General features: G+C 47.8%; 16 protein-coding genes. 14 read left to right on the forward strand and 2 right to left on the reverse strand.

Features of this window, described 5'->3' with window-relative positions:
* Nucleotides 1–224 precede the first annotated feature (224 nt).
* Genes gpAD87_RS02020 through gpAD87_RS02035 form a run of 4 tightly spaced genes read left to right on the forward strand, consistent with a single transcriptional unit; the run spans nt 225 to nt 5,375 of the window.
* Nucleotides 225–1,691, forward strand: a complete 1,467-nt coding sequence (locus tag gpAD87_RS02020) for a PTS mannitol transporter subunit IICB (RefSeq protein ID WP_063566883.1) — start codon at nt 225–227, stop codon at nt 1,689–1,691.
* Nucleotides 1,691–3,796 (forward strand): BglG family transcription antiterminator, encoded by a 2,106-nt coding sequence (locus gpAD87_RS02025; protein WP_064635889.1) that lies wholly within the window; start codon nt 1,691–1,693, stop codon nt 3,794–3,796. Before gpAD87_RS02020 ends, gpAD87_RS02025 begins: the two co-directional genes overlap by 1 nt.
* Nucleotides 3,793–4,227, forward strand: coding sequence for a PTS sugar transporter subunit IIA (locus gpAD87_RS02030; RefSeq protein WP_024633110.1), 435 nt, complete (start codon nt 3,793–3,795; stop codon nt 4,225–4,227). The genes gpAD87_RS02025 and gpAD87_RS02030 overlap by 4 nt, the downstream gene beginning before the upstream one ends.
* Nucleotides 4,224–5,375, forward strand: a complete 1,152-nt coding sequence (locus tag gpAD87_RS02035; RefSeq protein WP_064635890.1) for a mannitol-1-phosphate 5-dehydrogenase — start codon at nt 4,224–4,226, stop codon at nt 5,373–5,375. The genes gpAD87_RS02030 and gpAD87_RS02035 overlap by 4 nt, the downstream gene beginning before the upstream one ends.
* 52 nt (nt 5,376–5,427) lie before the next feature.
* Here gpAD87_RS02035 and gpAD87_RS02040 read toward each other — a convergent pair whose 3' ends face one another.
* On the reverse strand, nt 5,428–5,676 hold the full coding sequence (locus gpAD87_RS02040) for a cysteine-rich CWC family protein (protein WP_064635891.1): 249 nt from the start codon (nt 5,674–5,676) through the stop codon (nt 5,428–5,430).
* A gap of 92 nt (nt 5,677–5,768) precedes the next feature.
* Entirely contained in the window at nt 5,769–7,775 is a 2,007-nt protein-coding gene (locus gpAD87_RS02045) for an endonuclease MutS2 (protein ID WP_064635892.1), read from the reverse strand.
* Between the two features lie 574 nt (nt 7,776–8,349).
* Here gpAD87_RS02045 and gpAD87_RS02050 point away from each other — a divergent pair.
* The 10 genes from gpAD87_RS02050 (at nt 8,350) to gpAD87_RS02095 (ending at nt 24,310) form a co-directional block, all read left to right on the forward strand.
* Nucleotides 8,350–10,686: a helix-turn-helix domain-containing protein gene (locus gpAD87_RS02050; RefSeq protein WP_197521349.1), complete on the forward strand. Its 2,337-nt coding sequence runs from the start codon at nt 8,350–8,352 to the stop codon at nt 10,684–10,686.
* 283 nt (nt 10,687–10,969) lie between these two features.
* Nucleotides 10,970–11,923 carry an ABC transporter permease gene (locus gpAD87_RS02055; RefSeq protein WP_063566889.1) on the forward strand — a complete coding sequence of 318 codons (954 nt, stop codon included), beginning with the start codon at nt 10,970–10,972 and terminating at the stop codon, nt 11,921–11,923.
* A 45-nt stretch (nt 11,924–11,968) separates the two neighbouring features.
* Nucleotides 11,969–12,841, forward strand: coding sequence for a carbohydrate ABC transporter permease (locus gpAD87_RS02060; RefSeq protein WP_024633116.1), 873 nt, complete (start codon nt 11,969–11,971; stop codon nt 12,839–12,841).
* 65 nt (nt 12,842–12,906) lie between these two features.
* Entirely contained in the window at nt 12,907–14,406 is a 1,500-nt protein-coding gene (locus gpAD87_RS02065; RefSeq protein WP_064635894.1) for an extracellular solute-binding protein, read from the forward strand.
* Between the two features lie 23 nt (nt 14,407–14,429).
* Nucleotides 14,430–15,539, forward strand: a complete 1,110-nt coding sequence (locus tag gpAD87_RS02070) for a glycoside hydrolase family 88/105 protein (RefSeq protein ID WP_064635895.1) — start codon at nt 14,430–14,432, stop codon at nt 15,537–15,539.
* A 185-nt stretch (nt 15,540–15,724) separates the two neighbouring features.
* Nucleotides 15,725–17,236 carry an extracellular solute-binding protein gene (locus tag gpAD87_RS02075; protein ID WP_082934969.1) on the forward strand — a complete coding sequence of 504 codons (1,512 nt, stop codon included), beginning with the start codon at nt 15,725–15,727 and terminating at the stop codon, nt 17,234–17,236.
* Between the two features lie 165 nt (nt 17,237–17,401).
* Complete coding sequence (pulA, locus tag gpAD87_RS02080; RefSeq protein WP_064635896.1) at nt 17,402–19,453, forward strand: type I pullulanase; 2,052 nt, start codon at nt 17,402–17,404, stop codon at nt 19,451–19,453.
* A 282-nt stretch (nt 19,454–19,735) separates the two neighbouring features.
* Nucleotides 19,736–22,615: a type I pullulanase gene (gene pulA, locus gpAD87_RS02085; protein WP_064635897.1), complete on the forward strand. Its 2,880-nt coding sequence runs from the start codon at nt 19,736–19,738 to the stop codon at nt 22,613–22,615.
* Between the two features lie 280 nt (nt 22,616–22,895).
* Complete coding sequence (locus gpAD87_RS02090) at nt 22,896–23,528, forward strand: 50S ribosomal protein L25 (protein WP_064635898.1); 633 nt, start codon at nt 22,896–22,898, stop codon at nt 23,526–23,528.
* A 263-nt stretch (nt 23,529–23,791) separates the two neighbouring features.
* Nucleotides 23,792–24,310, forward strand: a complete 519-nt coding sequence (locus gpAD87_RS02095; RefSeq protein WP_064635899.1) for a hypothetical protein — start codon at nt 23,792–23,794, stop codon at nt 24,308–24,310.
* Nucleotides 24,311–24,361: the final 51 nt, after the last annotated feature.

Raw genomic sequence — 24,361 nt, forward strand, 5'->3', positions numbered from 1 at the left:
ATTCCATATACAAAGTTTAAACATGGGACAATCCTTTAAATTTAAATCTTGTCATCAACGTTCATGACGGAAGTAGGTTTTCATTTCGTTGTAGAAGATACCGTTTTCATTTACGATATGGTTGTAAATTAAGATTTATTGAAGATTTGTACCTTTGTTCGTCTGGATCATCGTTGTCAAAATTCAGTGGAATTAAGGTTTAATATGTTGAGGAGGTTTTCAATATGAGTTCAGTGGACGCAAAGTCCGAAAAAAGCGGAGGAATACGGGTCGGCGTTCAGAAGTTTGGACGTTTCCTGAGTGGTATGGTTATGCCGAACATGGGTGCATTTATCGCCTGGGGTTTGATTACGGCATTGTTCATTCCAAAAGGATGGTTCCCTAACGCAGATTTTGCATTGCTGGTTGATCCAATGATCAAATATTTGCTGCCTTTGCTTATCGGTTACACAGGCGGTACCATGGTACACGGCCAACGTGGTGGTGTAGTCGGTGCAATAATGACCATCGGGGTTATTGTCGGCAGTGACATTCCAATGTTCCTTGGCGCTATGATTGCCGGACCATTGGGAGCTTGGGTCATTAAGAAATTTGACAAAGCTGTCGATGGCAAAATCAAATCAGGGTTTGAGATGCTGGTTAACAACTTCTCCGCTGGTATTATTGGTGGGATTTTGGCCCTTCTAGCCCTTAAAGGCATCGGGCCTTTCGTTGAAGCGATTAGCAAGGTGTTATCGGCTGGGGTAGAAGCTTTGATGAATGCTGGTCTTCTCCCGCTGGTCAACCTGATCATTGAGCCAGGAAAAGTATTATTCCTGAACAATGCCATCAACCATGGGATTCTGACACCGATTGGTACGGATCAAGCAAGAGAACTGGGGCAATCCGTATTATTCATGCTTGAATCCAACCCAGGACCTGGACTCGGCATTTTGCTGGCATACTGCTTCTTCGGTCGCGGATCAGCCAAATCTTCCGCTCCAGGTGCTGTAATCATTCATTTCTTTGGCGGGATTCACGAGATTTATTTCCCTTACATTCTGATGAGACCGATACTGATTCTGGCTGCGATGGCTGGTGGTGTGGCGGGTACATTGACCTTCATGCTGACAGGAGCTGGTTTGGTATCTGCACCGTCACCGGGAAGTATCATTGCCTACTCATTGTTAACACCTAAGGGCGGATATCTTGGCATGTTTGCCGGGGTAGCCGTAGCTGCGGTCATCTCCTTCCTCGTGGCATCCATACTGCTCAAAACAGGTAAACAGAAGGATGACGAAGATCTGGATAGTGCTTCCAACCGCATGAAAGATATGAAAAATCAGGGCAAAACGGGCAACCTCACCGTTGATAAAGACAATCGTGAAGCTGACCGTGCAGCCGATATTGCTTCTTCGGCAGTAAAAACGGATATCAATAAAATTGTATTCTCCTGTGATGCAGGTATGGGTTCGAGTGCCATGGGTGCCTCGATTCTGCGGAAGAAAATGAAGGCAGCCGGTGTGGATGTCGCTGTAACCAACACGGCGATCAGTGAGATTCCACAAGATGCCGACATCGTCATCACACAGAAAACATTGACTGACCGGGCCAAATCCGTGGCTCCAAATGCAGAGCATATTTCCATCGATAACTTCCTGAAGAGTCCTGAATATGAGGCACTGGTGGAGCGCCTCAAATCCGACTCCTGATGAGTAATATTACAAGGAGACAGCGTGAGATCGTGGAGTTCCTGCTGGAGCATCCTCATGAGGTAACTGCTGGCGATATAGCTGTTGCGGTCAAAGTAAGCACTCGTACCGTACATCGAGAGTTGCAGATGATTGAACAATGGCTTGAGCCCCTTGGCATGAGATTGGAAAAAAAATCGGGAACCGGGGTTCGAATTGATCCCGGTTCCGATGATTTGGCCGTATTGCGTCAACAACTTGAGCTTAACGAATATGTGGAGTTTACGCCCGAAGAGCGTAAACTCTTCATGCTTTGTATTTTGCTGGATGAATCCGAGCCTGTGAAGCTGCTTGCATTGGCCTCAGATCTGAAGGTAACCGTGTCTACGGCAAGCAACGATCTGGACGATCTGGAACCACGCATTCAGCTGGCTGGATTGAAGCTGGTTCGCAGACGTGGATATGGGGTCAAGATCAATGGAAGCGAGCTGGCTCATCGCATGGCTATTTCTGCGCTCGCTCTTGAATATCTGGATGAATCCGATTTATTCGGTAGACAAGCGGAGCAGGGAGTTTCCAAAGTAAACAGCAAACTTCTGGAAATGATAGGGCATGAGGATGTACTTACGGTCGAAAATGCATTATGGCAGCCGGATATTGAGTGGTTGGAAAATATCCCGGAACGTCAATACATGAAGCTGCTGATCCAATTGTCTGTAGCGGTCGTGCGGATTCGAAAAGGTTTTGGCATAGGTCGGGGCACACAACAGGACAAAAATGACGTTGGGAATCCTCTGCAAGATGAGCGGAAGGTGCCGGAATATTTGGCTTCACGGTTGTGCGGCGTTCTATCTGCCCAGCTTGGGCTGGAGTTTGTCGGCGAGGAGCAGGCTTATTTTCACAGGCTGCTAGTTGAAATCGAGCAATCGATTCATTCCTCGCGTCTACTGCCCATAGACGATCTGGTCTTACTCGACATGGTTCGTTCTCTTACAGATCGAATGCAGGAGAAAACTCATTATTCGTTCCATGAGGATCGTCTGCTTCGTGAAGGTCTGATTGCCCATATAGAGCCGGTGCTGGAACGAATGGATGGGCGGCAGCTCATCCGTAATCCGTTGCTTCAGCAGATCCGCAAAGATTATGAATCACTGTTTGAGGATGTAAAGAAAGCCGTGCGAGAGGCTTGGCCCAATACGGATGTGCCGGATGAGGAGATCGGATTTTTGGTAATGCACTTCGGTGCTTCCATTGAACGGCTGCGGGTGCTGAAGCGTGAAATCAGGGCTGTCGTCGTCTGTACGAGTGGGATTGGATCTTCACGGATGTTATCGAGCCGTCTGTCCAAGGAAATTCCCGAAATTCGGATTGTGGACAGCGTGTCCTGGTATGAAGCCGCGCGTATCCCAAAGACGGAATATGATCTGGTTCTCTCTACCGTGGATCTGCCGATGGATAAACATCAATACTACAAGGTGAGCCCACTGCTGACGGCAGAAGAAAGTGAACGTTTAAGACATTTCATCAGGACAACGACGCTTCAGCGGGAACATAGTCCCCCACCTGAAGCAGACTCAAGGACAACAGGACGAATTTCCGATCCGGTTGGACTGGAAGCGACCCTGATTGAAATCGTACAGATAATCGGCAAGTTTCAGGTGTTCCCGCTGGATAATCAGGAGATCGGATTTTTAGAAACGGCTTACGCCATGTGCAGCGTTTTGCATCAATCCGGTGTATTGAATAATCCAGATGAGATTGCCAGGCTGCTGGAGGAGCGTGAAGCTGTTGGAAGTCAGAAGATTCCCGGAACTTCCCTCGCTCTGTTTCATACACGCAGTGATGGCATTCACAGTCCTTCAATTACGCTGTTCCAATTGACAGAGCCGCTTCTACGCACGCCGGAAGACCCGGCAGGTGTCAGCCATGTGCTCTTGATGCTTGGACCCAGACAGTTATCGAAGGAAAGTTTGGAGGTACTGAGTGAGATCAGTGCGCTATTGTTGCAGGAAGAAATGATTGCATTACTTGAAAAAGGCAACCGGGATGATCTTATTCATTACTTGTCCCAAGAACTTGCGGGATTTTACCGCAGCAAAACCGAAATTGGAGGTATTCAAACATGAGTGTGTTAACTAAAGATAAAGTCATCATGAATGCAACGGCTCAGGACAAATACGAAGCGATTCGTATGGCAGGTCAAATTTTGAAAGACGCGGGACATATCACCGCTGAATACATCGACAAAATGCTGGAGCGTGAAGAGATTGTCTCCACGTATGTCGGCAACGGACTTGCGATTCCACACGGCACGAAGGAATCCAAATCATTCATCCTGTCCACAGGCATTTCCGTCATTCAGTTCCCGCAAGGTGTTGATTTTGGGGAAGAAAAAGCGTATATGGTAATTGGTATCGCCGCTCAAGGTGGAGAACATATGGAGATCCTGACCAGCATCGCAGTCATCTGCGCCGAGGAAGAGAACATGGAAGCTTTGCGTCATGCTCAAACCGCCGAAGAAGTCATCACTATTTTGGAAAGTGAAATGGAACTATGAAGGCCCTTCACTTTGGAGCAGGTAATATTGGACGTGGCTTTATCGGTTTGATTCTGTCCCGTGCAGGCTACAATGTTGTTTTCTCGGACGTTAACCAGGAGCTGGTTAAGGCTCTAGAGCAGCGTGGAGAGTATACGGTTGAACTGGCTAACGAGGCCAAAGACCTGGAGACAGTTACCGGTGTGAGTGCAATCGATGGAACCAATCTGGATACCGTTGCTCAGAATGTTGCAGAAGCTGAACTGATCACAACTGCAGTGGGCGTGAACATTCTGAAACATATTGCTCCCGGTATTGCCAAAGGACTTACGTCCAGACTGGGAACGGGCGATGTCTTCCAACCCCTTCATATTATTGCCTGTGAAAATGCAATTGGAGCCAGCACTCAGCTGAAAGAACATGTATATGGCCTGCTTGATGAGCGGACTCGCCTGCTTGCGGATCAGTACGTGTATTTCCCGGACTCTGCCGTAGATCGGATTGTGCCGATTCAGCATCATGAAGATCCATTGCATGTACAGGTAGAGCCTTTCTATGAATGGGTTGTTGACCGTTCACAAATGGCTCCTGCGTTCAAACCGGTTGAGGGTGTAATGTATGTGGATGATCTGGAGCCTTATATCGAACGGAAGCTGTTTACCGTAAATACGGGACACTGTATTGTCGCTTATATTGGATATGTGAACGGGTTTGATACAATTCAGAAGGCTATTGCCGATGAAAAAGTCAAATCCATCGTATATGGTGCCTTGCAGGAAACCGGAGCCGTTTTGGTGAAGCGTTTTGGATTCAATGCCGACGATCATCAGTTGTACATTGCCAAAATATTGGAACGGTTCGTTAACCCGCATCTGACGGATGAGGTAACTCGTGTAGGACGTTCTCCACTGCGGAAACTGTCCCCGAATGACCGTCTGGTTCGCCCAGCTCTCCAGGCTTACGAGTATGGAACAGAGACAACACTTTTGGCGATGGGTATGGCAGCAGCCTGCAAGTTTGACGTATCGGAAGACCCGGAAGCGGTGGAACTCCAGACTACGATCCAGCAAAAAGGGATTGCAGCAGCACTCAGCCAGTATACGTCCATGGATGAGAGTCATCCTGTACTGAAGCAGGCTGTAGCGCATTATCAACAAATGCAGAAGTAACGTTCTGTATTTCAATACAAAATAATATTGATTGAAGAAGAGCCTCACAGGGTTAACTGTGGGGCTCTTTATTTTGCTCTGTCTTCTTTTTATACGTATCCAGACATGCCTCGCAGATGCAGGACTTCCTGCGCTGGTCTGCCGGAATGGGGTCAAATACCCCTTCTGGGAACACAGCCCGGTTACACCAGCATTCTGAATGAGGACGACCAGCCGCATAGGAGCAGCCATTGGCCTCACCGCATAAAGGACATACAAGAACTTCTGGAGTGACTTTCTTTGTATCCTGCTCAACAGACATACGAGTCTTCCTTCCCCGATAAATTTCTAACCACGAACGATCGATAGGTTTATTAAAGTATAGCAACTCAACCCATTATATCAATCCTGTGGTTATTCTTCAGGGGGCAATTCAATTTTCAGTCCTTCCACATGCTTGCGACTCATCAGTTTGCGTTTCTTTCGGTTCTCTTTGGACTCCAGCACAATGTCGAGGTCATAGTCACCCGGATATAGTTCATCTGCGGAGATGTGCAAGGTCAGGCGTTTCTTGTGAATTTTGACCTTGCGCCCACGCAGCATGACTCCGATATTTCCGCGACTATCCTCCACATCACAGACGATGCCTGACTGGTTCAGATAAGCTGCATAGACGCGATCCCCTTTTCGGAATGCTTTGACAGGGGAGGTGGGTTCTAATGTTTCAGGCCGATCAGATTGCTTTCTCGTTCCAGTCTGTACGGACGGGCTGACAGGTTTCATCGTGTTCCTTGTTTTATTCAATTGTTCTTGTTCAACCGTGCTGTTTATTTGCGATGACGTCGAATTTACGTTAGGCACGGATGAAGTGAAGCTGGAAGAGACACTTTGCGGGACACCCTGATCTGAAATGAGCTTGGATCGCTCAATAATACGCTGTGGCATACCCAGTTTCAGTGCAATGGAATAGGCATAGCTGTCTCCGGCTTCTCCGATCCGCAATCGATAAAGAGGTTGAAGAGAGACCGTATCGAATTCCATTCGTGCATTCTCAAATCCAGGCGTGGCAGCTGCAAAATGTTTGATTTCCCCAAAATGGGTTGTGGCGATAACGGTAGCTCCACGGCTGTGCAGCTCCTCCAGCATGGCGATCGAGAGTCCCACTCCCTCACCGGGATCGGTACCGGAGGCCATCTCGTCAATAAGCACAAGTGTTGATGAATCGGCTTGCTCCAGGATGCCAATCATGTTGCGAATATGTGCAGAAAAGGTACTGAGTGCTTGCTCCATGCTCTGTCCATCGCCGATATCAACAGCAATTTCATGATACACGGCCATCTCGCCATCTTCAGCGACAGGCACAAGCAGACCAGATTGCATCATCAATGTGAGCAGACCCAATGTTTTGAGTGCAACCGTTTTGCCACCCGTATTCGGCCCGGTAATGATTAGTGAGGAATATGTTTGACCAATTGCAAATTCAAGCGGAACCATGGATGCACCCATAAACGGATGGCGGGCATGATGAAGCCGAACACGTCCAATGGCATTGACGCGTACAGTTCGTCCATCCATGGTGGCCGCATATTTCGCTTTGGCAAATAGGAAATCCAGAATCCCTACCGTTTCCGTATTTAACGAAATTTCACGATTATAAGACTCTGCGAGGGAGGTTAAGTCACCGAGGATTTTCATCTCCTCCCGTGATTCCTCGGCTTGCAGTGAAGACAGCTCCATTTGCAGGCCTACTAATTCAGCAGGCTCAATATATACGGTTTGGCCACTTCCTGATTCATCCAGCACACTGCCTTTAACGTGCTTGCGGAATTCTTTCTTAATGGGCAGCACGGTTCTTCCACCACGCTGACTAATCACATTTTCCTGCATGATGGAGCGGTGTTTGCTTATTAGAGAATCCAGCTTGCGCTTCAAGCGTTCCTCATTCACCGTCATTTTTTTACGAATACGTATCAGCTCCTTGCTCGCTTGATCCTGAATGCGTCCACTATGGATACAGCGTTCAATCTCGCTCAGCAGGGATTCCATCCATATCATGGATGAAGCGTAGCGACTAACTGTGGGGGCCACTTCGGATTTGCCCTCCATGTATTTCATAAGCTGTGCGCAGCTGCGCAGAAATTGGGCGAGATTGCTGAAATCACGTTCCGTAAATAAATAACCGGTGCCGAGCAGATCCATGATGGTCTCCATGCCATCCAGTGAAGGAATGGGCACACTGGCACCGTAACGAATCAAAGCAGCCGCTTCAGCGGTCTCTTCTAGCCGCATTTGAATCAGAGAAGCGTCGACCATTGGCTTCATGTCTCTTGCGTAACGTTTGCCCAAATAGGATAGGGCACAGGCTGCAACGTTTTTTTGAATTTGGGGATAACCCAGACTGGTTAACGTTTTTTCATTCATGCTTGATCTCTCCTTGGATATAAAATGGAATTTCGGTTAAAGCGATGGGACATATTCCCGGAAAACGCAAAAAGGGCGGAGAATGAACAAACGTCATTCTCCGCCCTTAACGTACGGGAAAGTAGGGCCCGTTATAGGTCTATACAAAAAAATCCACGCTGAACACAGCGCGGAAATAGACCCGGACACGTACAATCCCGGAGGCGATTTATGATATCCGCTGTTCTTAACTAAGTACAGGGTAATGGCGCATCATGAAATACACGTATGCCACAAGGCACAAGTGAATCGAAGGCCAAACTCCTGAATATGAAACTAGTTAGTTAAGAACGCTCACCGACATCAAAATCTCTCCTTTGATTGAGGAATATGCAACCAATATAAACTGGAAATTGCCTTGAAGTCAACCTTCAATAATAAATAGTGGACTTGAATAACAATGGGTTTTAAAATAACAATAGTAAATTAATCCAATGAAAGCGATATTATACATACGTTTTGCATTAGATCGGGTAGTGATTCCGAAATCGTTCTCGATCAAATAACGCAAAATGCACAAAGGAGGATGCTCTTTTTGCCTAAATACCTGCTGCGTTTGCTCTGTTTTACCATGATTCTCGGAGCCCTTCCGGTCATTGTTATTGGTTCAGTCTCCTATTCGATTGCTTCACGTGACATTGAACAGAAGGTCCGGGAGAGTAATTTGCAGATTCTGCATCAGACCCAAATGCGGGTAGAGCAAGTATTGCGCAGCCTGCAATTATCGTCCATCCAATATGTGAATTCTCCACTGGTATTACAAGCGATGAAAAAACCGCTGGACAGCAGCGAATTTCAGGAAATTCGTGATCTGACTTCCGGATTTAATAATCTGCAATCGGTTACTAATATCGATCAGGCCTATCTCGTGAATCTGGATGAAGACTGGGTCGTTTCGATGCGTTCCTTTGGAAAATTGGATGATTTCAGTATTCGGGACCGGATAGTCTCTTATTTGAAATATACAAACAGCCTGTTCTGGGTAACGCAAAATGTGAGTTCAACCAAAGAAAGTGTGCCGGTATCGGCGGGAGTTGGTGAAGCAACGCCAGAACACGCACCTACTCTTATTTCATCCGACAACGTGGTAAGCATGGTATTCAAGATTCCGATGATACCAACGAATGTGAAACCCAAGGGATTTCTGGTTATAGACATAGCCGATACAGAGCTAAGTACATTTCTAAGTCGAAATCCGAATTCAGGGGATATGTACGTCCTTGATCGGGAGCAAAAATATTTTCTCAACGATACAGAACAAGACGGGAAATACGATACGCTGAATCAGGAAATCCATGAAAAGGTACAAACGACGGGACAGTCGGAGGGTTTCTTCAGTGCAGAGGTCGAGGGAAGTCAGGTGGCAGTTAGCTACCGGCAGTCCCCACTCAATGGTTGGTTGTATGTATCCGTTGTATCGCTGAGTCAGATAACCGCCCAATCGCAGAAAATTGCATTGGTTACGGGAGTGGCTACATTAGTCATGTTATGTTTGACGGGATTAGTAGCCATCTACGGCAGTCGCAAGATGTATTCTCCCATTTCCAGACTTCTGCAGTTTACAAAAGGACTGGATTCTCCATTGGCTCCGTCGGGACGCCGTCAGGATGAATTTATATACATCGAAGAGCGATTATCGACCTTGTTCAGCTCGGAAAAGACGATGCGTGAGCAGATGAAGGGCCAGCATGTTCATTTGCAGGAATTTTTTATGACAAAACTGCTTACAGGCAAAATATCGGAAGATGACTTCAGATATCAGGGTCAGTTATACGATTTTCCAACCTCATGGTCCAGACTTGGGCTACTTACACTTCAGATCGATACCCTTGAAGGGACAAGGTATGAGGAGCAGGACCGGGATCTGCTGCTGTTTGCGTTAAACAATATGGTTGGTGAGCTGCTGCCCTCTGAGATTCGTTTCGCACCTGTCATGATTGATGACGCCCAGGTTACGGTGCTGGCATCCGTGCTTGATGATGAAGTACAGCTAAAAGAGTGGATGCACACTCAAGCCGAATTGATCCGTGAGCGGGTCGTGACCTATCTGAATCTGCCTGTAAGTATCGGTATTAGTCGCTCTTACTCTGCAATAGGTGATTCACCAAGGGCTTACCAGGAGAGTCGTGAGGCGCTGCAAGGCAGGGTAAGTTTGGGCAGCCGTATTATTTTGCATTACGAGGATATTCAGCCACGCGGTCAGACGGAGGCAGCGTTATATACACAGCTCAGGATGATTGAAGACCAGTTGGCTTCTGCACTAAAGCAAGGGGACGAGGAGAAAACCGATGCGTACTTTAAGCAATACCTCGGTCTACTTGCAGACAAGAAGCTGCACTTCAGCGAATACCCCGTTATCATGGTTCAACTGTTGTCCCGTGTGTATCAGCTTGTACAGGAGCAGGGTGGGAATGTTGCGGAAGTGTTGGGCGAAAAGGCCTCTATGGCTCGACTACTCAAGTTATCCACATTGGATGAAATGACGAACTGGTTCCGCAAATGTTTATTTCACCCTGTCATTCGATTCTGGCGTGAACAGGAAGAATCTCAATATCTGAATATTGCCCGGCGCATGATTCGGCTGATCGAGGAGCGATATGATCGCGAATTGTCGCTGGAAGCTTGCGCAGAAGAACTGAATTTTCATCCAGTCTATCTGAGCCGTGTGTTCAAGAAGGAGGCTGGTGTGAACTTTACGGAATACCTTGCCGAATACCGGATGGAAAAAGCCAAAACCTGGCTGCAGACGACCAACCTGAAAATATCGGAGATTGCCGAGAAACTCAATTACACCAACCCTACTGCTTTTATCCGTACATTTCGTAAAATTACGGGAACTACCCCCGGAAAATACCGGGAGCAGCAGCGATAAAAGCAACCTGCTCTGCCTGCCATGGCAGGCAGGTTTTTCTTTGTTTCAAGGTCAGCCTTTATTCTGCGTTTGCAGCAGAGTTAAGACAGGAATATCGGAGGTTAAATGTGGTTCATTCAGGGGAGTAGCTCAGAATTACAATTGCCTTAAACCCTTGCTGTATAAGGGAAAACAAGAAGCTAAAACGAGACGATAGCCAGTTACCCATTTATCCTCCACAATGAAGACATGAATTCAGGAAGTGATATTTTGTAATCGTTTCCAATGTGGGGAGGAAGACACTATGAAAGCCGAAACGGCGGCTCGGACACGACCCGCTACCCGCAGTGACAAAAACCTGCTGTGGAGGGACATCATCAAAAACCGGTGGCTCTATATTATGTTGATACCGGGCGTGCTCTACTTTGTTATTTTCAAATACATACCCATGTACGGTATTACGATGGCTTTTCAGGATTACACGCCTTATAAGGGCATTCTGGGCAGCGACTGGGTAGGGTTCAAGCACTTCCAGCGTTTCTTCGGGGAACCGCAGTTCTGGACTTTGTTCCGGAATACGTTTTTGCTAGCGATTTATAATATGGTGTTCTTCTTCCCGCTGCCAATTGTATTGGCACTCATGATGAATGAAGTTCGCCGTGAACGATTCAAACGCTTTGTACAGACACTGGTATATGTTCCGCACTTTGTTTCCTGGGTTGTTGTGGTTGGTGTGTTCTACATGCTGTTCACAACCGAGGGCGGCGCTATTAACGAATTACTTTATAACCTGACGGGACAAAAAGTGGCTTTCCTGCTTGAGCCTGGCTGGTTTCGAACGATGATTGTTGGACAATCCATCTGGAAAGAGGTAGGCTGGGGCACGATTATTTTCCTTGCGGCACTCTCCGGTGTAGATACACAGCTCTATGAAGCTGCACGGATGGATGGTGCCAATCGCTGGCGTCAGACATGGCATATTACGTTGCCTGCCATCCGCAGTACAATCATTATTTTGCTCATTCTGCGTCTGGGTAACTTCCTGGATACAGGCTTTGAACAGATCTTCCTGATGCTCACGCCGACGAACCGGGATGTGGGTGAGGTATTTGATACCTACGTCTACACCAAAGGTCTCACACAGGCACAGTACAGCTATAGTGCTGCTGTTGGTTTGTTCAAGTCGGTGGTCGGACTGGCACTTGTACTGGGTGCAAACACGATGGCCAAAAAATTCGGGGAGGAAGGCGTCTACTAACGCTTGGCAGCAGACGTTCTTCACCAGACAGGAGTGAACATTAAGATGCAACAGGATAAAACGTGGGGCAACCGGATCTTTGATATCCTCAATCATGGTTTTCTACTTTTGATCGGAATCGTGACCGTTATCCCGTTCATTTATATTTTGGCCGTCTCGTTTACGAGTCCGCATGAAGTGGCTAAGGGAGGATTCATTCTTTTTCCGAAAGAATTCTCCCTCGCTGCTTACCGTTACATCTTCTCTACAGACACATTGATTCGCAGTCTGGGTGTATCGATCTACATCACTGTAATCGGAACACTGCTTAACCTGTTGTTCACTTCGCTTATGGCGTATCCGCTCTCCAGAAGATACTTGCGTGGACGCCAGCCGATCTTGCTGGGTGTACTGTTCACCATGCTGTTCAGCGGTGGGATGATTCCAACCTACTTTGTCGTAAAATCATTGCACCTGACGGATACATTATGGTCTTTGATGCTGCCTACAGCGATTAGTGCGTTCAACCTGATCGTACTTAAGAACTTCTTCCAAGCCATTCCGGATGAACTGGAGGATGCCGCCAAAATCGATGGATGTAACGATGTGGGCGTATTGTTCCGTATTGTTCTGCCTTTGTCGATGCCAGCAATGGCTACATTCTCTCTCTTTTACGCGGTGGCTCATTGGAACAGCTTCTTCAACGCTGTCATTTATATCAACGATAGTGAAAAGTGGCCCGTACAAGTGTGGCTGCGTGAGATTGTCATCCTGGCTCAGAGCCGGATCGGGGATACCAGTATCGAAGAGACCGAGATTCAGCCGCTCACCATTCGCATGGCCGTTATCGTGTTCTCCACGATTCCAATTATGCTGGTGTATCCGTTCCTGCAAAAACACTTTGCCAAAGGAGTGATGCTGGGATCGGTAAAAGGTTGAAATTGGCACACGGTTGAACATCTGAATTGGTTCATGACTGTATAAAAAGGGGAGGTTTTCGTTTAATGAAAGCAACAAAAAAGAAAGCCGTAGCTGTCTTGAGCACACTGGCATTGGTAACAGGCCTGCTGGCAGGATGCGGATCGGATGAAGGTCAGGCTGCCGAGGGCGGCGTGCAGAACGTGTCCATTGCAATAGCACAGGTGGGCGACGTACCGAGCAAAGGCAATGAGGTCCAGCAAAAGATCGAGGCGTATACGAACACCAAACTGGACATTCAGTGGATTCCGGCTTCGGCTTACAATGACAAAATCAATGTCATGATTGCATCCAGCGATATGCCCAAAATTGTGAAAGTACAGTATAACCCAACCGTAACCAGTGCGATGCGTAACGATGTATTCTGGGAAGTTGGACCTTTGCTGAAGGATTATAAAAATCTGTCTGCACAAAACGAGCGTTTCTTTGACAATATCAAGGTGGAAGGCAAAATCTACGGGGTACCCGTATTCTCTGATATTGCCCGTGCAACGGTGATTTACCGTAAAGACTGGTTTGATAAGTTGAATCTCAAGGTACCAACGACACCGGATGAATGGTATGAAACGATCAAGACACTGGCGACCTCCGATCCGGATGGAGACGGTAAGGATAATACGTTTGGACTCATGCTTTTCAAAAAGTATACCGAGGATCAATATTCCTTCACTACACGTCTTGGCGTAAGTTTTGGTGCACCAAACAAGTGGAAGGTAGAAGATGACGGCAGTTTTACGCCGGAATTCATGACACCGGAATATATGCAGGTGCTGGATTTGCTGAAACGTTTGTATAGCGAGAAACTGCTGAATCAGGACTTTGCCGTATTTGACTCCACAGAAGCGGAGAAGAAATATGATACAGGTGTTGTCGGAATGCGTATCGGTGTCGCTCAGAACGGAAAGAGCCAACAAGAGCGTCTTTCTAAGAATGACCCGGATGGCGTAGTAGACATTGCAGGTTTGCTTGGTGTGAGTGGCGACCGTGTGGCGGGGCAGACGGGTAACTCCGGTATTCTGGCCTTCCCGAAAGCGACGGTGAAATCGGAAGAAGAGCTGAAAAACCTGTTGTCTTTCCTGGATAAATTGATGGACCCGGAGATGGCAACGCTGCTGATGCGTGGTATTGAAGACAAACATTATAAGAAGGCTGGCGAGGACCAGGTGGAGATGAGCGACTTCGATGCGTTCCAGCGTGAAGTGAAGCCATATCGTGATAACTTGCCTTACGTAGAAGGATACAATGTGCCGAAATTGAAAGATACCGAACTCGGTGAGAAGGGTACGGAACTTGCCAAAGAGCTGGCCGAACACGCTGTGCCAAACCCTGCATTAACCTTGTATTCGTCTACTTATGGCGACCGTGGGGCAGATCTGGATCAGATGATTGCAGATGCGCAGACCAAATATATTATGGGCAAAATCGATGAAAATGGCTGGAAACAGGAGATCGAGAATTGGGGCAATGCGGGCGGTACCAAAATTCGTGAGGAATATGCCGAAGACTACAAAAAACAGGCTAAATAAAAAGCCGGAAGCGGAGGAACATCATGAAAGAAACCCTGCAATTCACACCGGTACGGATGGCTGAACAGTTCATGGAAAGTTATCGCAATCATGAGTTGTACCCTACCTGGCATTATGAAAATGGTTGTCTGCTGAAAGCGCTGGAAGAGCTGTACACCCATACCGGAGAACAGAAATATTTCGATTACATTCATGAACTGATGGATAACTTCATTCAGGAAGATGGCTCGATTCGTTCCTATGCGGTTGAGGAATATAACCTGGACCAGATTAACCAGGGGAAATCGCTGTTCCTATTGCTGGACAAAACGGGCGAAGAAAAGTACCGTAAAGCCGCGGATTTGCTCATGGTACAGCTTAAGGGACAGCCTCGTACGAGTGAAGGCGGATTCTGGCACAAGAAGGTCTACCCGTTTCAGATGTGGCTGGATGGGCTGTATATGGCCACGCCGTTCCTGACGCAATATGGTGCGGTTACTGGCGAGGAGAAGTGGTTTGACAAGGCGGCATTACAGCTGCTGCTGGTGGAGAAACGTACACGTGATCCACGCAGCGGTCTACTGTACCATGCCTGGGATGAGAGCAGGGAACAGCGCTGGAGCTCGGGAGAAACCGGATGCTCTCCGCATGTATGGAGCCGGGCGATGGGCTGGTATGTGATGGCGGTAGTGGATACACTGGATCATCTGCCTGTAGATCATGAGCAGCGCGGTCAGATTGTGGGGATTTTCGAGCGTGTAGCGAATGCGCTTGTACATGTACAGGACCAACAGTCCGGGTTATGGCCTCATTTGCTCGATCAGCCGGGGCGTGAGCGTAATTATTTGGAGGCTTCGGGAAGCTCAATGTTTGTATATGCACTGGCGAAGGGCGTACGTAAGGGGTATCTGAGTGGCAAGTTTAAAGCGATCGCAGAAAAGGGTTATCAGGGTCTGCTATTGCATCTGCTGCAAACGGACCGTGAAGGTGTATTGTCCCTGACACAGTGTAACGGTGGAGCAGGGTTGGGGGGGACCCCGTATCGTGACGGGTCATACGAGTATTATGTGACTGAATCCATTCGGATCAATGATCCGAAATCGGTAGCTCCATTTATTTTGGCAGGAGTGGAAATGGAACTGGCGACACGCTAGTTCTTTTCTTCAGACTCATTTGTGATAGCGCATTCATGGGGAATTTTTCATCAATCCAAGGAGCGAATTCAAATCAGCACAATATAGATCGGAACGGTTCAGTCCGTCTATATTTGTACCCGTAGCGATTTTAATCAAATGAGGAAAAATGTGAACAATTTGGTTATCCAAAGGAGAGATGGTTCATGAGTCCAAAAGGTCGGATGTCCCGTTTAGGCGGATTGGTCGTGGTTGGTGCAATGTCCGCCGGACTGCTTGCAGGCTGTGGGGGAGAAAAAGCGCCTGCGGCAGGTGAAGGCAAACTTCCCATTTCGATTTCTTTAATGCAGGTTGGTGATGTGCCAGCCAAGGAGAACGGGATTGAACAAAAGATTGAGGAATATACGAATACCGATGTCAGTGTACAATGGATTCCGCAATCTGCTTTTGATGATAAAGTGAATGTCATGGTAGCTTCGGGCGAGATGCCGACCATTATGCGCGTGAATTATGTACCCACAACATTTAACGCAGCCAAAACGGGGCTGTTCTGGGAAATTGGACCCTACCTGAAGGATTATAAAAACCTGTCTGCCCAATCCGAGGCCTATTTTGATAATATCAAAATCGAAGGAAAGGTGTACGGGGTACCCAACTTCCGCGATATCGGGCGTACAGCCATCGTGTATCGTAAGGACTGGTTCGACAAGTTGAAGTTGGATGTACCAAAAACGCTGGATGACTGGTACGAAGTGATGCGCTCCATTCGCAAGGATGATCCTGATGGTAACGGTAAGGAGGATACGTATGGAACAGTACTGTTCAAAAAGTACAATGAAGGCGTATCCTCGCCGCTGACACGAATCGCCGTAAGTATTGGTGGGGTGAACAAGTGGGGTGTGGACGATGCGGGTAAACTTACCCCTGAATTCCTGACCACAGAATATATGGACACAATGAAGCTGTTCAATCGTCTGTTCAGTGAGGGATTAATCAACAGTGACTTTCCTGCACTGGACCCTTCCGATGCGGATAAAAAAATCGACTCCGGTCTCGTAGCTATGAAGTTGAACGGTGTTGCTCAGAACGGAAAATCATTCCAGCAGCGGCTGACACCAAACGTGCCCGATGGTGAGATTGATGTGGCCCCGTTCCAGGGACCTAATGGCATTCGAATTGCCGGGGAACCGGGAAACTATGGCATGCTTGTCATTCCCAAAGCTTCCGTACCGGATGAAGAACAGTTAAAACAGGTGCTGACGTTCCTGGATCAACTGATGGACGAACCACTGAGTACGCTTCAGCTGCGTGGTCTGGAAGACGTGCACTATACGAAGACTTCGGATGGCAAAACCGAGTTCAAGGACTTCGACGGGTATCAGCGTGAAGTGAAGCCTTATCGTGACAATCTGTTAAGCATTGAAGGTTATAACGTGCCTGAGCTTGTCGATGTACCGATCGGTATGAAGGGCACGAAGATGGCACGTGAGAATGAGAAGTATGCCATTCCAAATCCGGCGCTGACCTTGTCTTCTGCCATCTATACTGAGCGCGGCCAGGAGCTGGACCAGATGATCTGGGATGCACAGACCAAATACATTATGGGCAAAATCGATGATGCTGGATGGGAGCAGGAAGTGGCGAACTGGAGAAAATCCGGTGGCGATCAGCTCATCTCCGAATTTGAAGCGTCTTATGCCCAGCTGAACGGGAAGTAATTTGAAGAACAAGCTGTGTTTTGCGTGAAATGACGTGAAGCATGGCTTGTTCTTTATGTTCTTTTTCATTCCCGAGATTATGGTTAGGTGACAGAAGGGGTATAAAAGGTAAGGAGCATTTGTTTACATCCATTTTTATTGCTCATCGAGAGGGGAATATACAGCATGATTGGTGACCATCACAAGTTAGACGTATTAAACGTAGTAGATACATACCAAGGAAGAGATCTGGGTGTCACGATGGAACCACAAGCCTGTAGTTTCAAAGTGTGGGCGCCTACCGCAGAGCAGGTAGATGTGCTGTTATCCCCGCCTTCAACAGGGGGAAGTCCCAATGAACAGAAGAATCAGGACGAACAGAAAGAAATACCAATGAACAAACAGGATCAGGGCATCTGGTCCCTGAAGCTCGAAGGTGAGTGGAACGGTTATCGTTATATGTACAGGGCAACCTTTGATGACGGAAGACAGGAGATTGCGGTTGATCCATATGCACGGGCTGTGACCATGAATGGAGAAATGGGAGTCATCGTCAGGCTCGAACAGACCCACCCGAATGGCTGGAATGAGGATATTCGTCCAGAACTGGCGAGCCCGGTAGATGCGGTCTTATATGAGCTGCATGTGCGCGATTTCTCGATCCATGAGTCATCCGGCATGAGGCACAAAGGAAAGTATCTTGCTTTTACCGAGACAGGTTTGCACGATTCAAACGGGAATACACTGGGGATCGATCATTTGGCTGAGCTGGGAATTACTCATGTACATCTGCTTCCGGTATTTGATTTTGCGACAGTGGACGAATCGAAGGCAGATGACGGGACTTCCGATTGCTCACGTTATAACTGGGGATATGATCCGCTTCACTACAACGTTCCAGAAGGTTCCTATGCATCCCGTGCAGATGAGCCGAAGACAAGAATTCGAGAGTTCAAGTCGATGGTACTCGCCCTTCATGAGAGGGGTATCGGAGTCATTATGGATGTGGTGTACAATCATACGTTTGATACGGCAGCCAGTTCATTTGAGAAGCTTGTTCCAGGGTATTACTACCGTCAGAACCCGGATGGCACGTACAGCAATGGATCTGGTACAGGCAATGAAGTGGCTACGGAGCGCCCGATGGTGCGCAAGTTCATTATCGACTCCGTACGATACTGGGCAGAGGAATACCATGTGGACGGGTTTCGTTTTGACCTGATGGGTCTGATCGACACGACAACAATGAAAGAGCTCGCAGCAGAACTGCATGCCAAAGTTTCTCCGTCCATCCTCTTATACGGTGAACCCTGGGGAGCGTTGGAATCACCCCTTGGGGATCAAATGACACTTAAGGGAGCACAGCGTAAAGCCGGATTTGCTGTATTTAACGATAACCTCCGTGGAACGATCAAAGGCGATAGTGATGGAACGGGAGCCGGATTTGCTACTGGAGCGGAGGGAAAGGAAGATGATATATGGACAGGTGTACGGGGAGCCATTACCGATTTTACGGATAACCCATCTGAAACGATTAATTATGTAACCGTACATGATAATCTCAACCTGTGGGACAAAGTCGCCCAGACACAAGGATTGCACGATACATTGGGATTTATCAAATATAGCGAAGATGGTCGTGTGAAAGGCAGCGCCAACGTGGAAGAGGCTGTACAGCAGGCGAAGCCGTATTTACACGTTGACCCGGATCGCATACTGGAGAACGAAACGGTCCGGCGCTGTCTACTTGCTAATGGCATCGTATTGACTTCCCAGGGGGTTCCTTTGCTTGCGGCTGGAGATGAATTTCTGCGAAGCAAATATGGTGATGCCAACAGTCATGAGAGTGGGGATTCAGTCAATGCCATTCGGTGGGAGCAAAAGCAGCAGTTTAAACCTGTTCATGATTATTATCGTGGCCTGATCCGTCTTCGGCGCGAGCATCCTGCTTTTCGTCTTCGTACCCGGAAAGAGATTGAGCTCCATGTTCGATTGCTTAAAAAAGGAAAAGGGCTGTTGGCCTATGAACTGGCAGGAACCGCTGTCGGAGAATCATGGGGACGGATAATCGTTATATATAATGCTTCCAAAGAAACCCGTACAACCTCCGTTCCTTCAGGTACATGGAATGTGGTCGTAGAGCAGGGGCAGGCTGGTACCGAGACGCTGCGTACGGCCAAGGATGGTCAGGTCAGCATTCCTGCTATATCCATGACGGTTATGTATTCAGGTGAATGAACGTTATTGCACCCTTTCTCCATTGTGGAACGAGGGTGTTTTGTTTTCTCCCGCCTTTTTTTCATCAGGACAGGTACAAATGCTGTCAATCTATGGCGCTTGTTTACATATGCTGTATCTTGAAAGCGATTGCTGTGTAGTTTGCATCATATTCAATATGCTAATTGAAAGCCTCTGCTCAACCGATATGTTGAGTACAGACAACCCCGGGTTGACAAATGACGTCTCGCTCCGTAACATCGGGACAACACGAAATCAATGGATATAAAGGCGGTGGGAACGATGCCGGAATGGACATCTTTTCGTTATGAAGGCAACGATCTTGGCTTAACATATACGCGTACAGCAAGCATATTCAAGCTGTGGGCACCTACAGCACAGCAGGTTTCCATACTCATATTTGATAATGAGGGACATTATGATGCAAGTGGTAAAGTAACCGAACATGATGACGGACAGCAACGGTCGATGACCCGTGACCCGGATGGAATATGGAGTATACAGCTTCAAGGGGATTGGGCGGGACATTATTATATGTATCACATTATGCATGATGATCAGCATATTGCAGTGGCACCCGATCCTTACGCTCGTGCTGTATCGGCGAACGGACAGCGAACAGCCATCATTGATCTGGATACAACCAATCCAGTGGACTGGGAAGAGGATGTGAAGCCCGTATTTCTACGTCCGGCAGATGCAGTTCTATATGAATTACATGTGCGCGACTTCTCCTCCGACCCCCATGCTGATATTCCGTATAAGGGCAAATATTTGGCATTTACGGCTTCCGGCTTGACGGACAGAGGCGGCAACTCCATCGGAGTAGATCATCTTGTCGAACTCGGCATCACGCATGTGCATCTTCTGCCTGTAGCGGATTATCAGACGGTTGATGAATTGGCATCGACAACGGACGGCGGTTCGAATGCCAAATTGCCATACAACTGGGGGTATGATCCGCAGCACTATAACGTGCCGGAGGGTTCCTATGCCACCAATCCACGTGATCCTGCGGTTCGAATCCGGGAGTTCAAGGCTCTCATTCATTCCTTGCACCGACAAGGCATTCGTGTCGTGCTTGATGTGGTTTATAACCATACGTACAGCGTGGATGATGGACCTTTTGAACGAATTGTACCAAGTTATTATTATCGTTACCGTGAGGACGGCACATTGAGCAATGGTTCGGGTGTAGGCAATGAACTGGCTACGGAGCGCCCCATGGTGCGAAAATATATTTTGGACTCTCTCCTGTATTGGGCAGAGGAATATCATGTGGACGGGTTTCGCTTCGACCTCATGGGTCTGATTGATACAGACACGATGAACGAAGTGACCCGTGAGCTGAGAGAACAGATTGATCCGGCTTTTCTGATCTACGGGGAGCCGTGGACAGGCGGAGATTCACCTCTGGATCGGAAAACGTTAAAAGGAACGCAGCGCGGTCAGGGATTTTCCGTTTTTAACGATCATTTCCGCAGTGCCATCAAAGGGGATAGTGATGGTATTAGCAAAGGTTTTGTTACAGGAGCAGACGGCAGGGAGTACGAAATTGCCATGGGTGTGGCAGGAGCGCTGGATGATTTCACATCTTCACCGGTGGAATCCGTCAATTATGTGACGGCACATGATAATCTCAACCTGTGGGACAAAATCGCAACAACGATGTTCCTCAGGCATGATCTCAGTTACCCGGTATGGAGAGACGGGCAGCCTGTAGAAGGGGGCAGTGCGGAGTCGGCGGTTAAAGCGGCGGATCCTTATCGTTATGTCGATGCAGATGATGTACTTGATCATGAGATGGTTCGACGTTCCTTGCTTTCAACAGGGATTCTGCTTACCTCACAGGGTATTCCATTTCTTCATGCAGGAGATGAGATGCTGAGATCCAAAGCAGGAGATCACAACAGTTATCGCAGCGGGGACGCCGTGAATACGATCACTTGGGCTAACAAAGCTCGATTCAGACCTGTTTTTGACTATTATCGCGGCCTGATTCATCTGCGCCGCACACATCCGGCTTTTCGCATGATTAACGCCGAGCAGGTACGGAACCATCTTCGCATGATGCGTGCAGAAGGAAATGTGGTTGCATTTACACTGGATCACGGAGCGAATCAGGATACCTGGAATCAGATCGTGGTGATTTACAACGGTACAGGTCAGCTGCAGCAAGTGAGTCTGCCCGAAGGCAACTGGCATATCGTGGTGAATGATCATCAGGCAGGTACAGATCGCATTGAGACGGTGAGCGGGACCGCAGTGGTAGAACGATGGTCACTGATGGTACTGTATGATACGGAGTATGCTGGCGGTGCTGAACCCGCTGTGATTGAGATTCATTCGCCGCGTCTTGTGTACAGTGTCGGAGAGATTGCCGGTTTGCGAGCATCGGTCAGAGACCGTTTTGGTAATGTGGTGGAGAACGCATCTGTGACCTGGGGCTCTTCGAACCCACAGATTATTGCGATTCAATCCGATGGGACAATTCATACGGGGGAGACCGGAGAAGCCACGATTAGCGTCCAATGTGGTACGATTACCACAGAGTGTACGCTGCAGGTTGATCACCTCCATCCGGAACGAATTGAAATTATCGGGGAATCCGTGATGTACACAACACGTGTCAGTCGATTCCGCGCCTTGGTTCTGGATCAATTCGGCCAGCCTTTGCAAGGTATGAATATACGGTGGAGCTCGTCTCATCTGGATCATGCAGCGGTTAGTACAGCAGGAATTGTGCGTGCTTTAACACCAGGATCTACCCAGATTATCGCGGAGGCTGGAGGAATTCAGGCATCGCTGAATATCAAAATCCACAAACCAATTTCGCGAATAGTAACTCTCCGATATGAACGGGAAGATCAGCATTATGAGGGATGGGATGTCTGGGTATGGGGCACAGGCATGGAGGATGGAGCGGTCTCCTTTGAGCGAGTAGGCAATGCAGCAGAAGCCCGTTTCCGGGTGGCTGCAGGACTGCATCATCTGGGCTTAATCATTCGTCTGAATGAATGGGAAGCCAAAGATACCTGCGGAGATCGTTATGTTAATATCGGTCCTGAAGACGGAGATGTGCACATTATCGTTCAGAGTGGGTCGGATCAGATGCAGGTTATCCGTGAAAGTGATGTAGAGGATGATCGTAACAGCGCTTAGCTGGCCAGGTTATAACTTCATACAAATGGTTGAAAAATATAGGCTTAACAAGCGGTCGGAAGGTATTCCGGCTGCTTTTTTGTTCATCAGAAAGAACCATTTCCACCCGAAAAATAAAAAAACTGTACATGTCAGTGTTTGAGATGGTCTTTCATTGGGGTAAATATAGATATGGCCCCAGATTCGGCCACGCACGAAAAGGCCATTCTGGTCTAAGAGAGAAGCTTATCGCTTCCTAACAAATATAAAGTAAGGATCCCTTGAAGGAGGATGTTCAATCATGAAATCCAACGGAAAAATGGCTCAACTTACGGCAACACCAAGAACTGAAAAGAAAGGTGCAGCATTGCGCCTGTTAAGACAAGGCGGACGAGTTCCGGCTGTCGTTTATGGCCCGGGATTAGAAGGTACCGCGATACATGTAGATGAAAAAGAAGTGCTGAAAGTAGCACGTACAGGTCGCTCCGAGATGTTCAACCTCAATCTTGAGGGTGGCAAAACGGTTCCAGTACTGATCAAGGATCAGCAGGAACGCAACGGACGTCTGCTGCACGTGGACTTTCTGCAAATTTCGAAGAACAAGCCGATTAGCGTTAGTGTAACGATCGACTTCCAAGGAACCGCAGCTGGCTCCAAGGCAGGCGGTGTATTCCAGACACAGGAAACTCAACTGGAGGTCGAAGGACTTCCGGCTGATCTGCCAACCTCCATTGAGGTGGATGTTAGCGGACTGGAAATTGGTGATCGTTTGACAGCTGGAGATATCAAGCTCGATAAAGGTCTGACTCTGGTGACGTCAGGTGATTCCATCATCGCTTCCGTTATGCCGCCACAAGCGGCTGAGGAAGAGCCTACGGCTTCTGCTGATGAAGCAGCACCGGCAGCACCAGAAGAACCAGCTAAAGAAGAATAGGGAGTCAGAATATTTATTATTCTGTATCTCAACCAAGCCCGGTCATCACGACCGGGCTTTTTTATATTGGAAATGGACCAAGTGGAGTCGCAGGAGATGCGCGATAACGAATGTCGTTTTGACTTATGAAAGATGGCTACATAGTCGAGTTATTCGGTATGATAACGTTGCCTGTTTGTGTGAAAAAGCGTTACAGTATACTATGATTCGGAGCAGCACCAATGCACTTTGGAATAATTTGCACAAGAAAGCAGGTTTCACACATGTTTGATCCGACGATTTATGACAATTTGAAAGTAGGCTTCGAAAATCACCTATATGATCTCGATAATTTGGATGAACTTATTTCCATAACAGATCGGAAGGATCAGCTTGAGATGGCCCGTATGTCCAGAGAGTTCGTGCTGCAATTCTGCCTGAGAGATTGCCCTGAAGTAACTGGCGAAGTGGTACTGAGCACATCGCTTGAGGATCTCGCGGCTGAGATTTTGGAGACACCAGGTGGTCCATCAGGTTGCCGTTTGCGGCTGCGGTTCAGAATGGTTGTTAAGGAGCCTGAGACTCAATGTCCGGCGATTAGCCCCATATTACAAGAGAGCTGGCCGGAACAACGAAAATTGCAGCATATTCATTATATATTTGAAGATCAGCCAGCAACTTACGCCGTCACTGCTGAAGTACATTTTGACCGTAGTGTGAATGAAGATCAGATGGGAGATATCCCTGATCTGTGCGACCATATGGTCAATGTGCTGACTAAATTATTGCAATTGCACAAATAACCAAGCGAAAAAGTCTTGCCTCTGCTCAAAGAGACAAGACTTTTTTTATTT

Source organism: Paenibacillus sp. AD87 (assembly GCF_001659845.1).
GTDB classification, from domain to species: domain Bacteria; phylum Bacillota; class Bacilli; order Paenibacillales; family Paenibacillaceae; genus Paenibacillus; species Paenibacillus marchantiae.